Annotated in this window: 15 protein-coding genes; 2 read left to right on the top strand and 13 right to left on the bottom strand. The window is 71.6% G+C overall.

The window, feature by feature from the left end; translation table 11 throughout:
• Positions 1-13 precede the first annotated feature (13 nt).
• The 9 genes from AC5L36_RS27975 to AC5L36_RS28015 all read right to left on the bottom strand — a co-directional run bounded on the left by AC5L36_RS27975 (position 14) and on the right by AC5L36_RS28015 (position 9811).
• The gene (locus AC5L36_RS27975) at positions 14-1213 is read right to left on the bottom strand and encodes a CaiB/BaiF CoA transferase family protein (protein ID WP_441221551.1); all 1200 of its coding nucleotides are present in this window, start codon (positions 1211-1213) and stop codon (positions 14-16) included.
• Between the two features lie 4 nt (positions 1214-1217).
• Positions 1218-1814, bottom strand: a complete 597-nt coding sequence (locus AC5L36_RS27980) for a GTP-binding protein (protein WP_441221553.1) — start codon at positions 1812-1814, stop codon at positions 1218-1220.
• A complete protein-coding gene (locus AC5L36_RS27985; protein ID WP_441221870.1) occupies positions 1795-2106 on the bottom strand; it encodes a DUF742 domain-containing protein in 312 nt (103 codons plus the stop codon). The genes AC5L36_RS27980 and AC5L36_RS27985 overlap by 20 nt, the downstream gene beginning before the upstream one ends.
• 81 nt (positions 2107-2187) lie before the next feature.
• On the bottom strand, positions 2188-2610 hold the full coding sequence (locus AC5L36_RS27990; protein ID WP_441221555.1) for a roadblock/LC7 domain-containing protein: 423 nt from the start codon (positions 2608-2610) through the stop codon (positions 2188-2190).
• Positions 2611-2649: 39 nt separating this feature from the next.
• Positions 2650-5031: a sensor histidine kinase gene (locus AC5L36_RS27995; protein ID WP_441221557.1), complete on the bottom strand. Its 2382-nt coding sequence runs from the start codon at positions 5029-5031 to the stop codon at positions 2650-2652.
• 137 nt (positions 5032-5168) lie between these two features.
• Complete coding sequence (locus tag AC5L36_RS28000; protein ID WP_441221559.1) at positions 5169-6683, bottom strand: prenyltransferase/squalene oxidase repeat-containing protein; 1515 nt, start codon at positions 6681-6683, stop codon at positions 5169-5171.
• Positions 6680-7504 (bottom strand): terpene synthase family protein, encoded by an 825-nt coding sequence (locus AC5L36_RS28005; RefSeq protein ID WP_441221561.1) that lies wholly within the window; start codon positions 7502-7504, stop codon positions 6680-6682. Before AC5L36_RS28005 ends, AC5L36_RS28000 begins: the two co-directional genes overlap by 4 nt.
• Positions 7505-7540: 36 nt before the next feature.
• Complete coding sequence (locus AC5L36_RS28010) at positions 7541-8917, bottom strand: cytochrome P450 (protein WP_441221563.1); 1377 nt, start codon at positions 8915-8917, stop codon at positions 7541-7543.
• A gap of 363 nt (positions 8918-9280) precedes the next feature.
• Positions 9281-9811: a hypothetical protein gene (locus AC5L36_RS28015; protein WP_441221565.1), complete on the bottom strand. Its 531-nt coding sequence runs from the start codon at positions 9809-9811 to the stop codon at positions 9281-9283.
• A gap of 104 nt (positions 9812-9915) precedes the next feature.
• On the opposite strand from AC5L36_RS28015, the gene AC5L36_RS28020 reads away from it, so the two are divergent.
• Positions 9916-11145: a GNAT family N-acetyltransferase gene (locus tag AC5L36_RS28020; protein ID WP_441221567.1), complete on the top strand. Its 1230-nt coding sequence runs from the start codon at positions 9916-9918 to the stop codon at positions 11143-11145.
• A gap of 19 nt (positions 11146-11164) precedes the next feature.
• Positions 11165-11524: a hypothetical protein gene (locus tag AC5L36_RS28025; RefSeq protein WP_441221569.1), complete on the top strand. Its 360-nt coding sequence runs from the start codon at positions 11165-11167 to the stop codon at positions 11522-11524.
• Here the strand turns inward: AC5L36_RS28025 and AC5L36_RS28030 are convergent.
• From AC5L36_RS28030 to AC5L36_RS28045, 4 genes are all read right to left on the bottom strand, one after another.
• On the bottom strand, positions 11521-11988 hold the full coding sequence (locus tag AC5L36_RS28030; RefSeq protein WP_441221571.1) for a ribose-5-phosphate isomerase: 468 nt from the start codon (positions 11986-11988) through the stop codon (positions 11521-11523). The genes AC5L36_RS28025 and AC5L36_RS28030 overlap by 4 nt on opposite strands.
• 12 nt (positions 11989-12000) lie before the next feature.
• Positions 12001-12912, bottom strand: coding sequence for an alpha/beta hydrolase (locus AC5L36_RS28035; RefSeq protein ID WP_441221573.1), 912 nt, complete (start codon positions 12910-12912; stop codon positions 12001-12003).
• Positions 12909-14108, bottom strand: coding sequence for a DUF1015 family protein (locus tag AC5L36_RS28040; RefSeq protein WP_441221575.1), 1200 nt, complete (start codon positions 14106-14108; stop codon positions 12909-12911). Before AC5L36_RS28040 ends, AC5L36_RS28035 begins: the two co-directional genes overlap by 4 nt.
• A 65-nt stretch (positions 14109-14173) precedes the next feature.
• Positions 14174-14800 carry a mycothiol-dependent nitroreductase Rv2466c family protein gene (locus AC5L36_RS28045; protein ID WP_441221577.1) on the bottom strand — a complete coding sequence of 209 codons (627 nt, stop codon included), beginning with the start codon at positions 14798-14800 and terminating at the stop codon, positions 14174-14176.
• Positions 14801-14886: the final 86 nt, after the last annotated feature.

Genomic DNA, 14886 nt, shown 5'->3' on the forward strand with positions numbered 1-14886 from the left:
ACTATGAATAAAGTTAAATGTCAACGTTGTCTGGCGGCACGGAAGGCGGCATGGAAGGCGGCGTGGAGCGAGGCGTGGCGAGCAGCCGCCGCACCCAGTCGCGATCCTCGTCGAGGCGGGGCGGGGCCAGGTGGTAGGCGGCTGGGGTCGCGCTCAGGCCGATCGGGTTGGCGACCTGGCGGACCGGGCGCTCACGGCGCTCGTCGGGCACCTCCACCACCGGCGACAGACCCAACCCGGCGGCGAGGTCGAACGCGCCGGCCAAGTCGTTGATCGGTCCACACGGGACCCCGGCAACGGTCAGAGCGGCATACCAGTCGGCGGCGGTACCAGATGAAAACGAAGCGGAGAGTGCCTCGCCCAGCGGCGCTCGCGCCGCGACCCGGCCGGCGTTGGTCTTGAAGCGCGGATCGGCGGCGAGGTCCGGGCGGTCGAGCACGGCGCAGAGCGCGGCGAACTGGCGGTCGTTGCCCACCGCGACGACAAGCGGCCGGTCGGCGGTCGCGAAGACCTCGTAGGGCGCGATGCTCGGATGCCGGTTGCCCATCGGCGCGGGCACCACACCGGCGGCGACGTATCCGGAAGCGTGGTTGGTGAGCGCTGAAAGCAGCGACGACAGCAGCGAGACCTCGACCCGCTGCCCCTCGCCGGTGCGGTCGCGGTGGCGCAGCGCGGCGAGTATGCCGAGGGCGGCGTGCAGGCCGGTGATCACGTCGACCAGCGCCACCCCGGTCTTCATGGGCGGGCCGTCCGGCTCACCGGTGACGCTCATCAGGCCGCCGACCGCCTGGGCGAGCAGGTCGTAGCCGGGCAGCGCGGCGCCCTCCCCCGCGCCGAAGCCGGTCACCGAGCAGTAGACGAGGCCCGGGTTGTGCGCGCGCAGCCGCTCGTAGCCGAGGCCGAAGCGGGCCATCGTGCCGGGCCGCAGGTTTTCCACCAGCACGTCCGCGCGGAGTGCCAGCTCGCGCGCTGTCGCGGCGTCCTCCTCCGCGGCGAGGTCGAGCGCGACGGAACGCTTGTTGCGGTTGACCGCGAGGAAGTAGGTGGCCTCGCCGTCCGCGTACGGCGGGCCCCACGAGCGGACGTCGTCGCCGGTGCCCGGGCGCTCCACCTTGACCACGTCGGCGCCGAGGTCGGCGAGGAGCATGGTGGCGTACGGGCCGGCGAGCACCCGGCTGAAGTCGGCGACGAGCAGGCCGGACAGGGATCCCACACCCCTACCCTGCCAGGGCCGTGCCCGCCTTGGTCATCGCGTGCTCCATCAGCGTGATCAGCACGTTTTTGCCGGAGGAGGTCTCCCGCGCGTCGCAGAGCAGCAGCGGCACGTCGGGGTCGAGGTTGAGGGCGAGCTTGACGTCTTCGGCGGTGTACCGGGGCGCGCCGTCGAAGCAGTTGACCGCCACGATGAACGGGGTGCCCCGCCCCTCGAAGTAGTCGATCGACGGGAAACTCTCCGCGAGGCGGCGCGTGTCGGCCAGCACGACGGCGCCCACCGCGCCCATCGACAGCTCGTCCCACACGAACCAGAAGCGGTCCTGCCCCGGCGTACCGAACAGGTAGAGCACGACCTCGTCGGAGATGGTGATGCGCCCGAAGTCCATGGCCACGGTGGTGGTGGTCTTCGCTTCCACGCCGGAGGTGTCGTCGACACCCACGCTGGCCTCGGTGATCACCTCCTCGGTGCGCATCGGGCGGATCTCGCTGACCGCGCCGACGAGGGTGGTCTTGCCGACTCCGAAACCGCCGGCGATCAACACCTTGATCGCCATCGGGATATCCGCGTCCGTCGTCTCCTCAGAGAGAGCGGAGCCCATTGATCACCGCCTTGAAGATCCGCTCAGGGGGCATGTGCGCGGCCGGCTGGGGCTCACGGGCCAGGATGTACCCCTTGTCCAGCAGGTCGCCGAGCAGCACGCGCACGATCCCGAGCGGGAGCGTGAGGTGGCCGGCGATCTCCGCGACGGACAGCGGCCGCTGGGCCAGTCGCATTATGGTGACGTGCTCGGGCTGAAGCCCGGCCGCGATCGACGGGACCGAGCGCGTGGCCACCACCAGCGAGATCAGGTCGAACTCGCCCCGCGCGGGTGCGGTGCGGCCTCGGGTCATCGCGTACGGGCGCACGACCGGGCCGGCCTCGTCGTCGTGCCAGACCTCTTCGTCGGGTCCCGGTGTCAGGGCGTCCAAGCGTCACCTCCCGTCGTGCGGGCTCACGGCGGACCGCGAGGGTGTGGTGAGGAACTGGCCGACGCGCGTCACGAGCATCGCCATCTCGTACGCGACGAGCCCGACGTCGGCGTCTTCCGTGCCGAGCACCGCCAGGTTGGCGCGCTGGCCCGCGGCGGTCACGAAGAGGAAGAGGGTGTCCATCTCCACGATGGTCTGCCGCACGCTGCCGCCCTTGAACTGGCGGCCGGCGCCCCGGGCCAGGCTCTGGAAACCGGACGCGACGGCCGCGAGATGCTCGGCGTCCTCGCGGCTCAGATCACGCGACGCGGCGATGAGCAGGCCGTCCGCGGACAGCACCACGGCCTGCTTGACCTCGTCGACCCGCTCGACCAGGTCGTCCAGCAACCAAGCCAGGTCACTGACGGAGCTTGCCGTCTGGGCCACTTGTGGACCTCTTTCTGCGCTGAACGTGGCGAGCGGGGGTTATGCGGAAGGCTCGGTGTCGCCGGTCGGCGCCGACCGGTCGGGCTCGGCCGGCCGCGGCGGCTGCTCCGCGCCGAGCCGCCGCTCCGCCTCGGCACGACCGCGCCGCGTGGCCGACTGGTAGGACGACATCATGTTGCGGGTCTGCTCAGGAGTACGCGGCGCCGGCGCCGGCGGTTGATCGGGGGCGGGCGATGTCTCCCGCAGCGGCGCGGCGATGCTCGCCTGGCGTACGCGCCACGGCAGCCCGGACGGGGTAAGGGTGACCGCGTCACGGGGCGGCTCGGGATGGGCGCTGCCGTTGGTCGGCACGGGCGGCTGGCCCGCGGTGGGCAGCTCGGTCTCCACTAGCCGCTCCGGTGGGGTGACCCGGGCACGGGCGATCACCGGCGCGGGTGAGACCGGCGCCTCCGGTGTTGCCTCGGCGGTGGCCCGCAGCGACTGGTAGGCACGCAGCCGCCGGTCTTTCTCGGCGACCTCCGCCGTCTCGGGCTCGGCACCTGCCGGCGGCTCCTCGTCCGCCTGGTCGGTGACGACGAGCGCGGACGGGATCAGCACGATCGCCATCGTGCCGCCGTACGGCGAGCGGCGCAGGCGCACGTCGATGCCGTGGCGCTCCGCCAGCCGGCCCACCACGTACAGGCCGAGACGCGCGGTGCTCGACAGGTTGAACTCCGGAGGGTTGCTCACCAGGTCGTTCGCCGCGTCGAGCTCCAGCTCGCTCATGCCCAGGCCGCGGTCTTCGATCTCCACGACGAAGCCGTTGGCCACCTTCTGCCCGCCGACGTTGACCATCGTGTACGGCGGGGAGAACGAGGCGGCGTTTTCGATCAGCTCGGCGAGCAGGTGGATCACGTCGCTGACCGCCCGGCCGGAGAGCGACGCCATGTCGATCGGCAGCACCGAGACCCGCGTGTAGTCCTCCACCTCGGCGACCGCGCCCCGAACCACGTCGACGAACGGCACCGGGTTGCGCCACCGGCGGCCCGGCACGGCGCCGGAGAGCACGATGAGGTTTTCCGCGTTGCGCCGCATGCGGGTGGCGAGGTGGTCGACCTTGAAGAGGTCGGCGAGCTCGTGCGCGTCGGTCTCCCGCCGCTCGATCTCGTCGAGCACCTTGAGCTGGCGGTGGACCAGCGCCTGGTTGCGCCGGGCCAGGCCGAGGAAGAGGTCGCGGACGCCGTGGCGCAGCTCGGCCTGGTCGACGGCGGCCCGGATGGCGGTCTCCTGGACCGCGTTGATCGCCTGACCGACCTGGCCGATCTCGTCGTTGCCGAACGTGAGTGGTGGCGACTCGGCAGCCACGTCGACCTTCTCACCCTCGCGCAGGCGCTCGACGACGCCAGGCAGGCGGGTGTTGGCCAGATCCCACGCCGCCGTGCGGAGCCGCTCCAGCTGCCGCACCAGCGCCCGCGCCGTCGTAATCGACACGATGATCGACGCGATGACGGCGAGCAGGCCGAGACCACCGGCCAGGACGAGCCGCACGACCACGGCGATCGCGACGGGCATGGCCCGGTCGACGATGTCGTCGCCGCTGGTCACGATCATTTCCTGATACTCGGCCAGGACCGAGTCCGTCACCGCGTCCCACTCGGCCGGGGAGACCGGCAGCGACGCGCTCGTGCCGTTGGTCCGGACCAGGCGGTCTTCCATGGCGCGCAGGGTGTTGAACGCCGACCCACCGACCGTCTCGTCGTAGCTGGCCCGGTATTCGTCGGGCAGCCCCGACGCGGCCAGGTCGGCGTAGAAGCGCTGGGCGCCGACGAACTGGACGAGCTCCTGGTGCTCGCCAGCGGCGAACCGTCCGGTGGCCAGCACACCCGCGACCCACGCGTCTTCCTGCGACAGGAGCTCTCGGGCCCGAACCAGCTCGATGAGCGCCCGGACGTCCTTTGCGATCTCTTTGTCGTCGAGGGTGGCCAGCGAGTCGTAGGCGGCGAATATCGCGCTGAGCACGTCGGTGAACGCCGTCGCGGCCGGCTCACGCGCCACGGTGCGCCGGTCGATGGCATCGCGGGCACCGCCGAGCTCGGCGAGCTGGCGGTAAACCTCGTCGATGTCCTTTTCCAGCTCGTCACTGCCGAGGGCCCCGACGCTGCTGTCGCGGGCGCTCGCCTCGAAGGCGGCGCGAGCCTCGTCGGTGCGGGCTCGCTGGGCGGCCAGTGCCTCCCGCTGCGGCGTGCCGGGGTCGGCCAGGTAGACGAGGGAGAGCCGGCGCTCCTTTTGCAGCTCAGGGATGAGCGCGTCACCCGGTTGAGCGACCTTGCTGTCCAGCGTGCTGACCGAGAGGAGGTTCAACCCCTCTCGCAGCGTGACGTAAGCGGCGAACGCCCACAGCGCGAAAAGCGAGAGGAGCAGAGCAACAATCTTGGTCCGCACGTTTGAGCTGCGGAATCTCATCGCACCAGTCCCAACCGCCGGCGAGGGTGACAGACCCCGGGCACCCTAGCAATGTCGCGAGCGTCCCCTCAAGCCTCGGATGTCTACATCGGACCGACCAGGAATCCCATCAGTGATCATGAAAAGTGGCATTGTGCCTGGTGCAAGGCGGCCAGCATCGCCGCGCGGATGATCACCTTCGGCGAATAGAGATCTTTGTCGTGCCACATCGGCGGATCACCCGATGTGTCGACGGAACCGGTTCGGATCGAATGTAAAAGCAGCGGATAGCCACGGGCGACGGCCTGTGCGGACAGGCCGTCCGGACGGGTCAGCAAAATGCGCGTCGCGTACGCGGTTTCCTCGTCGGTGCCCTGCCAGAGGCCCCAAGAGCCGTCCGGCCGTTGGGTGGTGACCGCCCACTCGACAGCTTTCTCGACCGCTGCCCGCGCGGCCGGCCCCGCGCCAAACCGGTCCAAAGCCAACGCGCAGCAGGCGGTGGCGTAGAAAGGCGATGCGTGCCAGCGGTCCTGCCACGATCCGTCGGGACTTTGCCGCGCCACAAGCCACGCGGTGAGCCGTTCGACTGCGTCGATGTAACGATCCGGATGGTCCGGACGTCCGGCCAGATAGTGACCAAAAGCCTCCAACACATGTGCGTTGACGCTGACCGACTCACCATCCTCGCCACGCCACGTGCAGAAGTGACTCTCGGTCTCGTACGCCCAGAGGCTCACCGGCTCCCGGCGGGCGCCAAGCTGGATCAACGCGGACAGCGCCACCGAGGTCGTGTCCGCGTCCTGCGGCAGCCCCGGTGCGGCCGGCGCGCCGGCCGCACCGACGGCGGCGCTGAGCTCGACGATCAGCGAGGTCGGCACGGAGAGCGGGATGCCCGCCTCGGCGAGCCAGTTGAGCGCCCAGGCACGCTCGAACACGGTGATTGGCGCCGCGCACGGCACCGGTCCACCGTGGTGCCGAGCGACCGCCTCCAGATAGCGCCGGGCCGGGCTTGACCCGTCACGGTCGCGCAGCCAGGCGGCGGTCGCCGCGGGCGAGGCGCCGACAAGTCCGAGCCCGTCCGGGAAGGCCGCCGTCCTCGCCAGCGGGCCGACGACCTCCCAGGCGTGCGACAACTTCTCCGGTACGGTCCGGCCCATCGCCAGTACGGCCCGGACACCCGCGAGGGCGGCGCCGTCGATCTGCGCGAACGGTGGCAGCCGGTTTCGGCCGGACCGCGCGAGGTGGCCGTTGATCGACTCGATGAGCGCGGGCACGATCAGCTCGATCGCCGGCGTGTCGGGCACGAGCGGTACGCCGCGAAGCCAGCCGGCGAGGACGGAAAGGCCCCGCTCCGCGGCGGCTTGGACGGCTGCGCCCTCGTCCGCCGCGGCGAGCAGGGCATCGATGGCGCTGAGGGTGGGCACCAGGGCGTACCCGTCCGGGCCACCCCAGCCGCCGTCCGCACGCTGGCTGGCCAGCAGGTAGTCGATCCGTGACCGGTGCCCGTCGAGCCAGGGCGCGAGGGCGGCGACCCGTCCGGTCTCGTAGACGGACGGACTCACCCGCCCCCAGGGGTCGAGCCGGAGCCCGGCGACGAGCTCACGCGCCGCCGCGGCCACGTCGACCGGCGCCGCGGTGACCTCGATCGTCACAGCGCACCCCAGTAGTCGGTGACGCCGTAGAACCCGAAACAGAAGTCCATCTGCCGCTCCATGTAGTCGGACAGAGCGGGCTGACGGTCCCGCACGGCATCGAGGTGCCGGCGGGCCTCGGCAGCGAGAGTGTGCGCGCGCTGAGCGACATCTGTCCTGTCGAGACCGAGCATCAACGCGTTGAGGTCACCCCACTTGACGTCCCGCTCGTACGTAGCCAGATCGTTGAGCAGCCGGATCACGCGCTGCACGGCCCAGCTTGCCACTCGAACGTCATCGATGTCCACAACGGACGGAGGTGGACCGGCGTGGATCCAGTGCGCCACGAATACGAACGAGAACCCCAAGTTGTCGGCGTTCGCGAGATACTCCTCAAAGGACGGCCGGGACGCGTCGGGTGCCTTCCATTGGTGCTCCCGCACCATCCCGTCGAGCATCCGGCGCAGCTCGTCGCGCCAGACCGGGTCGAGCACCGCGAACGCCTCCGCCCCGGCGAGCTCGCCGCGGATCTCCGCGAGGAGGGCGCCCAGCTCGTCGTCCGGCTCGGGTGCGGCGCCGCCCGCCACGGCCAGGCACCGGCGCGCGATCGCGGTGGCCTCCGCTGCCGAGGTCGCTACGTAGTCGACCTGCCAGTCGAGGGCGAAGCACCACAACGTGGCCGCGTTCGCCATCCGCTGCTGTCCACTGTCGAGCGACGGCCCGCTGAACGCGGTGGCGAGAGACAGCGTGCTGTACAGCGTGGCGTCGAAGGGCTTCGCCGAGAACAGTGACGGGTACGCCTCGACCCACCGGAGCATCTCGCGTTGCGTCTGGCCGGCCACGGCGCAGATCCGCCCGCTCTCCGCGGACGGGCGCACCTACGCCGCCAGCCGGCGCTGTACCGGCGTGAGGGTCATCGCGATGCCCGGACCGGGGCGGAACGACGCCGCCACCACCGGCTCGGGGATCGTCGTGCTGAGCAGCCGCGGCCGAAACCGACGCAACACGCTAGCCACGATCATCAGCGCCTTCACCAGGAAGAAGTACTTGCCGATGCACTGATGGGGCCCGCCACCGAACGGGAAGTACGCGTACCGGTGCAGGCGCGCGTGGCGCTCGGCGAGGAAGCGCTCGGGCTCGAAGTCTTCGGGTCGCTCCCAGAACCGCTCCAGCCGGTGCGTCACCAAGGGGGTGACGAGGACCGTGGAGCCGCCGCGGATCCGCACGCCATCGATCACGTCGGTGCGCAGCACGTGACGCGGGAACACCCAGGCGGCCGGGTACAGGCGCAGCAGCTCGTCGAGCACCGCCTGCGTGTAGCGCAGGCCGCCGACGTGCGCGCCCCGGATCGGCCCGCCGCCGACCACGCGGTCCACCTCGTCGTACACCCGCACCGCGATCCGCGGGTGCGCCTGGAGCACGGGGAAGAGCCAGGTCATCATCACCGAGGTCGTCTCGTTGGCGGTAACGAACATCGAGACGAGGTCGTCCCGCACCTGCCGCTCGGTCAGCTCCCGCCCGTCCGGGCCATGCGCCCGGGAGAGCAGCGAGATGATGTCGTCACCGTCGTCCGGCTGGCTGCGGGCCTGGCGCACCAGCGGGGTCATCACCTCGTCGACCGTGCGCACCGCCTGGCGAAAGGCGCGGTCACCGGGCAACGGGACGGTCATCGACGTGATGCCCAGCGACATCCGCAGGACCACGGAGGTGCCGATCGTGTCCACCGCGTCGACCACCCGCTTCGCGTCCACGGCCGAGATGCGGCCGGCGAAGAGGACGTCGACGGCCGTACGCGAGACGATCCGGCTCATCTCCTGGGCGGCGTCGACGGTCTCGCCCGCGGTCGCGACGCGCGCCAGGTCGTCGACTGCGTCCTCGACCGCCACGGCGATGCGGTCCATCAACGACTCCACGTACTTTGCCGTGAATACCGGCTGAAGGATCCGGCGACTCCACTCCCAGGACGCTCCCTCGCCGAGGATGCCGTCGCCGAACAGGCCACGCAGGGGCCGCCAGAACCGGCCACCCCTGGTGTAGTTGTCGGAGTTGGTGCGAAGCACGTGCTGCACGTGGTCCGGGTGGGTCAGCAGGTAGGGCCGGAACACGCCCAGATCCAGCCGGACGATCTCACCGTCCGCCTCCCGACCCACGTCTTTGAGGACGCTGAACGGATCTTTGACGAACCTGGGGAGGGTGCGGTGGACTGGGATGCGACGCGCTTTCCGGGCGCGCGCGGCATCGACTACTGACGACATGGTGGTGACCCCCTAAACCCCCCGTGACGCCCTGCACATCGAGGATCACTCAAAGCGATCTAGAAATGCCGCACGTGGAAGTTGTTTGAGCACTCACCCAAACATCAGACATTTCGGACCATCGATGCCTGTCGCGTTCTTGATCAGGGAGTTCGCGATGTGACATGCCGTCCGAAACGCCCGCCTAATCCCTGATCAACTCCCCTGTCGGCGCACCCGGGTCGGGCGTTCGCAGGCGGATGCCGCTCCAGCCCAGGGAGCTTTCGATGACCTCGTCTGGACGTCGGCGCGACGTGCGGCACGAAGCGCTCGATCGTGGGGTCTTCGGAAAAGTGGAGGACCTCGCCCGGCGCCGGGCGCACCTCAGAAGAGCCCTCGCACCCAGTTGAACGCGTCCATGACCCACTCGGTCTGGCGCAGGTAGGCGACGCCGACGCCGACCAGGAAGACCCCGGTGATCAGGTGGGCGACCCGGGCACCGCGCCGGGGGCGGCCGAGCTGGCGCTCGAGGACGATCTTGCCGACCAGCCGGCAGAGCGCGAAGAGCCCCGCGGCCACGCCGAGCGAGAGCACGAACGTGAGCACGGGGCTGGTCAGGTCTCCCGTGCGGGTAGAAATCGCCCAGATGCCCCAGCAGATGAACGCGACGAGCGCCCCGAAGACCGTCCACCCGCTGCCGATCCGCCACTGGCCGCGCTGGTATCCCTGCGGCGGCGCCCACCGCGGGTCGGGCCCCGGCTCCGGCCACCCGGTGCCGGTCGGCTCGTGCGCCGCCTGCGGTGCGGTCACCCTGGGCTGGACCTGGGCGACGCCCCGCTGGTACGGCTGTGGCGGGGGCGGTGCTGGTGGCATGTCCACCGTCCGCTCGGCCCATGGCTGGGTCTGGTCTGCCATGATCTCCTCCCCCCGACCGGATTCCCTCTCGTCCGAGGGTACTGACGGTGAGCGAGGCGACAAACCAGTCGCACAGGCTGCCGCCGATCAGTTACACAGAACGGATGACGGACGCCGATCTACCCCTCCGCACCGCCACACCGGACGACTTCCCGAAGGCCTCGGCGCTGCTGTTCGCCCTCTTCCACCGCGCCCTCGATCAAGAGGCGCAGGACCTCGACCGGCGCGTCTGGGAGGCGGACCGGGCGCTTGTCGTCACCGACGGGCCGGACGTGGTCGGCCACGCCGCCGCGCTCACGCGCGAGCTCACCGTCCCCGGCGCCGTACTGCCCGCGGCGCACGTCACCGGCGTCGGCGTCGCGCCCACCCACCGCAGGCGAGGGCTGCTCACCCGGCTGATGCACCGCCAGCTCCGGGACGTGCGCGACGCCGGGCGGGAGCCGATCGCCGTGCTGTGGGCGAGCGAGGCGCGGATCTACCCGCGGTTCGGCTACGGCCTCGCCTCCACGCGGCTCGAGCTCGCCATCGACAACCGGCAGGTCACGCTGCCGGCGGCCACCGCGCCGCCCCGGCTCCGCGCCGGGACACCGGCCGATCTCCTGCCCGAGCTGACCAAGGTGTACGACACGCTGCGCCCCGAGCGTCCGGGCTGGTCGAGCCGTGACGAGGCCGGCTGGGCCACGGTGGTCGCCGACCTCGCCATCTACCGCGAAGGTGCCACCGAGCGGCGCGCGGTCGTGCACGAGGGCGACGGCGGGATCGACGGGTACGCGATGTGGCGCACCAAGTCCGGCTGGACCAACACCGGCCCGAACGCCGAGGTGCACGTCACGGAGATCGCCGCCGCCAACCCCGTCGCGTACGCGGCACTGTGGCGCTTCCTGCTCGGCATCGACCTGGCCCGCCGGGTGATGTACGGGTTCGCGGCGGTCGACGACCCGCTGCTGCACATGGTCGACGACGCGCCGCGGCTCGACACGCACCTCTCGGACGGCCTTTGGGTGCGAGTGGTCGACCTGCCGGCGGCGCTCGCCGCCCGGCGGTACACGGCACCTTTCGACGTAGTCCTCGACGTGAGCGACCCGCTGCTGCCGGAGAACGCCGGCCGGTGGCGCGTCGCGGGCGGACCCGGCGGGGCGACCTGCGAGCGCACCGACGCCGCGGCCGACCTGGCCTGCGACATCGTGGACGTGGGCGCCGCTTACCTCGGCGGCACCTCGCTGGCCGCCCTCGCCGGTGCCGGGCGGGTACGTGAGCTGCGCCCCGGCGCGGTCAACGCGGCGAGCACCGCCTTCGGCTGGCACCGCATGCCGATCTCCCCAGAAGTTTTCTGAGGCGGGTACGGTCGACCGCATGGCGGAACCTGAGCGGAGGCGGCGCCGGCTGCGGCAGGGGCCGGCTGGGCGGCCCGCCCGCCCGCGGCCCCCGGACGACTACCGCGAGCCGACCGACCCGGACGCGGCGGCCTCCGCGGTGACGGCCGAGGTGCTCGACCCCGATCCGCCGGCCCGCGCCCCCGACGAGCGGGAGACCGAGCGCGGGCTGCGCGGCCTGGTCGGCTCCGGCTCGTCACAGGTGGGGATCAGCGCCGCGATGCGCGCCCGCGACGCGGCCCGGCCGACCGACGCCGACCTGGCCGAGGCACAGGAGCGGCTGGTGATCGTGCGGCGAAACTGGGTGCCTCGCGACGACCCACCTCGCGGCACGCGTTAGGGCAGCGGCGGCAGTTCGCGGCTGTCCTCGTACGCGGCGACCTGCTTGATCCGCCGCGCGTGCCGCTCGCTGCCGGAAAACGTGCTGGTCAAGAACGCCTCCACCAGCGCCGACGCCTCGTCGAGCGTGTGCTGGCGGGCACCGATCGACACGACGTTGGCGTCGTTGTGCTGGCGCGAGAGCTGAGCCGTCTCGATGTTCCACGCGAGGGCCGCGCGCACGCCGGCGACCTTGTTGGCGGCGATCTGCTCGCCGTTGCCGGAGCCGCCGATCACGATGCCGAGACTCCCCGGGTCGGCGACCACGCGGGCGCCGGTGTGCAGGCAGAACGCCGGGTAGTCGTCTTCGGGGTCGAATGCGTGCGGTCCGACGTCGACCGTCTCGTACCCCTGCTTGCCGAGGTAGTTGACGAGGTGCACCTTCAGCTCGTAGCCGGCGTGGTCGGATCCCAGGTAGACGCGCATGGGGGCAGTCTGTCAGGCGATCAGTGCGGCGCGGAGACCGGCCGCCACCTGGTCGGCCGCCGCGCCCGCCGCGTCGAAGAGCGCGAGCTTGCGCGCCCACCCGTGGTTGACGCCGAGGTAGCGGGCGACCACGCACGGCACGCCGGCCGCGACGAGTGCCTCCCCGTACCGCTCGCCCTCGTCGCGGAGCACGTCGTACTCCGCGGTGAGGATCAGCGCGGGCGGCAGGCCGGCCAGGTCGGCGGCGAGCGGCGCCACATCGGGGCTCTCCGACTTTCCCTCGTCTCCCAGGTACATCGCCCAGGAAAGCGCCATCGCGGTCGGATCGAGGCCGTAGTCGCCCATCTCGCGGTACGACTCGGAGGACATCGACGGGTCGATCGCGGGGTAGAGCAGCACCTGGTACGCCACCGGTGTCCCCGCGTCGCGGTGCCGCCGGGCGAGCACCGCGGCGAGCTGGCCGCCGGCGCTGTCGCCGCCGACCGCGACCCGGGTGACGTCCACCCCGGGGGCGACCCGGCGCAGCCAGGCCACGGCGGTCTCGGCGTCGTCGAGCGGGGCAGGCCACGGGTGCTCGGGCGCGAGCCGGTAGTCCACCGAGAGCACCGCGCACCCGGACCGATCGGCGATCCGCCGGCAGAGCCGGTCGACCGTCTCCACGCTCCCGATCGTCCAGCCGCCGCCGTGCAGGTAGAGCAGGACGGGCGCGCCCGGCACCGGGACGTAGAGCCGGCAGGGCACCCCGTCCGCGTCCACATCGGACACCTGGGCGAGCGGGATCGGCGGGCCGCACTCCTGGTCGACCGCGGCCTCCATCGCCGCCCGGGTGGCCCGCAGCTGGGCCATCGGGTCGGCGGGCACATGCTCCTGGGTGAGCCGCGGCCGCGCCGCCAGCGAGGCCGCCACCTGCGGGTGGAGCCTCATCTCAGCTGCGCCAGGACGAGGCCGCCGCGCGCCTTCGGCGTAAACCAGGTGCTCTTGCGGGGGAGCTTTTGCCGGGCCAGGTTGACCGAGACGAAGTCGTCGACGGTCACCGGCGCGATCAGGATGGCCAGCTCGGCCCGGCCGGCGTCGACCTCGCCGGCGAGCCAACCGGCCGGGTAGTCGCCGCCCACGTACGTGATCCGCTTGTCGCCCGGGTCGAGGCCGAGCGCGTCGCGCAGCACGACCCGCTCGACGAGCGCGTGGTCGAGGTTGTCCACCGCGCTCGCGCCCGGCGCCGGCGGCAGCGTGACCGCGTGCGTCGCGCCGCCCGAGTACAGGTAGACGGTGCCTCCGGCAGCCGGCACCGACGGCGGCCCAGCCTCCGCGCGCACCTCGGCGCCGGCCGCGCGCAGGCGGTCGAGCAGCTCGGGCACGGGCACGGTCAGCTCGCTGACCAGCCGGTTGTACGGCTGGATGGTGACCGAGTCGGGCGTGGTGACCACGGCCAGGAAGAGCGGCAGGCCGCCGGTCTGCGCGGCGAGGCTGCGGTGGTTGCCGTCGGCGACGACGAGCTCGCCGCCCGCGGCGAGCGCGGCCAGCTCGTCCTGCTCCGGCCCGGGGCCGACAAGCCACACGGCGTGGGTGCGGCCAGCCTGGTCGACGTCGGTCGCGGCCGGGGCACCGGCCCGGTCGGTCGCGGCGGCCAGCGCGGCGTGCAGCTCGTCGCCGCGGCCCGTCTGGAGCAGCAGCACGGGGGACAGCAGGTGGCCGGTGGCCTCGGCGAGCGCCACCCGCTCGCGCACCTTCTCGATGAAGACGTCTTCGTTGCGGATCACCAGGCCGGGCTCGTCGGCGCGGGTCGAGATCTGCTCGGTCTCGACCATGGCGAAGACGCCGTATGCCGGCGCCTCACCCGGTGCGGTGATGCGGTAGAGCGCGATGACCTGCTCGGCGGGCGTGTAGCTGCCGTCCGCCTTGGCCTCGGCGAGCCGCTCCACCGCGGCCGGCAGGGCGTCCGTGAAGCTGGTGCCGAGGCTCTCCGGCGCCCGGTGCGGCATCTCGACGGCCAGGGCGCTGTGCGGGTTTTCGGCGATGATCGAAGTGATCTCGGCGTCATCGGCGAACTCGTCGTAGTTTTGCGCGCCGGTGCCGCCGGTGGTGATCCAGGCCCGGGCGATCGGGTGCACGATCGTCATAGCGCGTGACGGTACCGTCGCGCACTGGTGTGACGACCGACACCCTGGTGGCGTCCCAAGGTCTGTCAGTCGAACACTGGTCGAGCGTCTCGGGTGCGCTTGATCTCGTAGAAACCGGGCGTCGAGGCGACCAGCAGCACGCCGTCCCAGAGCTTGCCCGCGGCCTCGCCCTTGGGCGCCGGCGTGATCACCGGACCGAAGAACGCGATCTTGTCGCCGCCGTCCGGGCCCGGCGCGTGGATCACCGGCGTGCCCACGTCCAGGCCGACCGGCTTCATCCCGGCGTCGTGGCTGGCCCGCAGCGCCGCGTCGTACTCCGTGGACTCACCCGCGTCGGCGAGGTCGAGGTCCAGGCCGGCCTCGGCGAGCGCGGCCCGGTAGAGCTCCGGCCCCCGCTCCTGCTTGCCGGGGTGGATCCGGTTGCCGAGCGCGGTGTAGAGGTCGCGCAGGACGTGAGGGCCGTAGGCCTGCTCGGCGGCGATGCAGATACGCACCGGCGCCCATCCGTTGTCCATGCTCTTCCGGTACTTCTCGGACAGCTCGCGGCCCTCGTTGAGCATGGAAAGGCTCATCACGTGGAACTGGATGTCGATCGGGCGCACCTTCTCCACTTGGAGGAGCCAACGGGAAGTGAGCCACGCCCAGGGACAGATCGGGTCGAACCACATGTCAACTGATGAACGCTCAACCATGTGTTCATCCTCCTCCGCCGGACGGTCAGCGGCATCAGCACAGTCCGTGAACTGGGCCACCCAGGATCTGGTGAGGTTGGCATGAC

The organism is Phytohabitans sp. LZ39, assembly GCF_059359075.1.

Excerpts from the sequence above, each read along its gene's own strand:
- AC5L36_RS27980 (WP_441221553.1), bottom strand. The coding sequence starts at position 1,814 with ATGGGCTCCGCTCTCTCTGAGGAGACGACGGACGCGGATATCCCGATG.
- AC5L36_RS27985 (WP_441221870.1), bottom strand. The coding sequence starts at position 2,106 with ATGACCCGAGGCCGCACCGCACCCGCGCGGGGCGAGTTCGACCTGATC.
- AC5L36_RS28010 (WP_441221563.1), bottom strand. The coding sequence starts at position 8,917 with ATGTCGTCAGTAGTCGATGCCGCGCGCGCCCGGAAAGCGCGTCGCATC.
- AC5L36_RS28015 (WP_441221565.1), bottom strand. The coding sequence starts at position 9,811 with ATGGCAGACCAGACCCAGCCATGGGCCGAGCGGACGGTGGACATGCCA.
- AC5L36_RS28020 (WP_441221567.1), top strand. The coding sequence starts at position 9,916 with ATGACGGACGCCGATCTACCCCTCCGCACCGCCACACCGGACGACTTC.
- AC5L36_RS28025 (WP_441221569.1), top strand. The coding sequence starts at position 11,165 with ATGGCGGAACCTGAGCGGAGGCGGCGCCGGCTGCGGCAGGGGCCGGCT.
- AC5L36_RS28030 (WP_441221571.1), bottom strand. The coding sequence starts at position 11,988 with ATGCGCGTCTACCTGGGATCCGACCACGCCGGCTACGAGCTGAAGGTG.
- AC5L36_RS28035 (WP_441221573.1), bottom strand. The coding sequence starts at position 12,912 with ATGAGGCTCCACCCGCAGGTGGCGGCCTCGCTGGCGGCGCGGCCGCGG.
- AC5L36_RS28040 (WP_441221575.1), bottom strand. The coding sequence starts at position 14,108 with ATGACGATCGTGCACCCGATCGCCCGGGCCTGGATCACCACCGGCGGC.
- AC5L36_RS28045 (WP_441221577.1), bottom strand. The coding sequence starts at position 14,800 with ATGGTTGAGCGTTCATCAGTTGACATGTGGTTCGACCCGATCTGTCCC.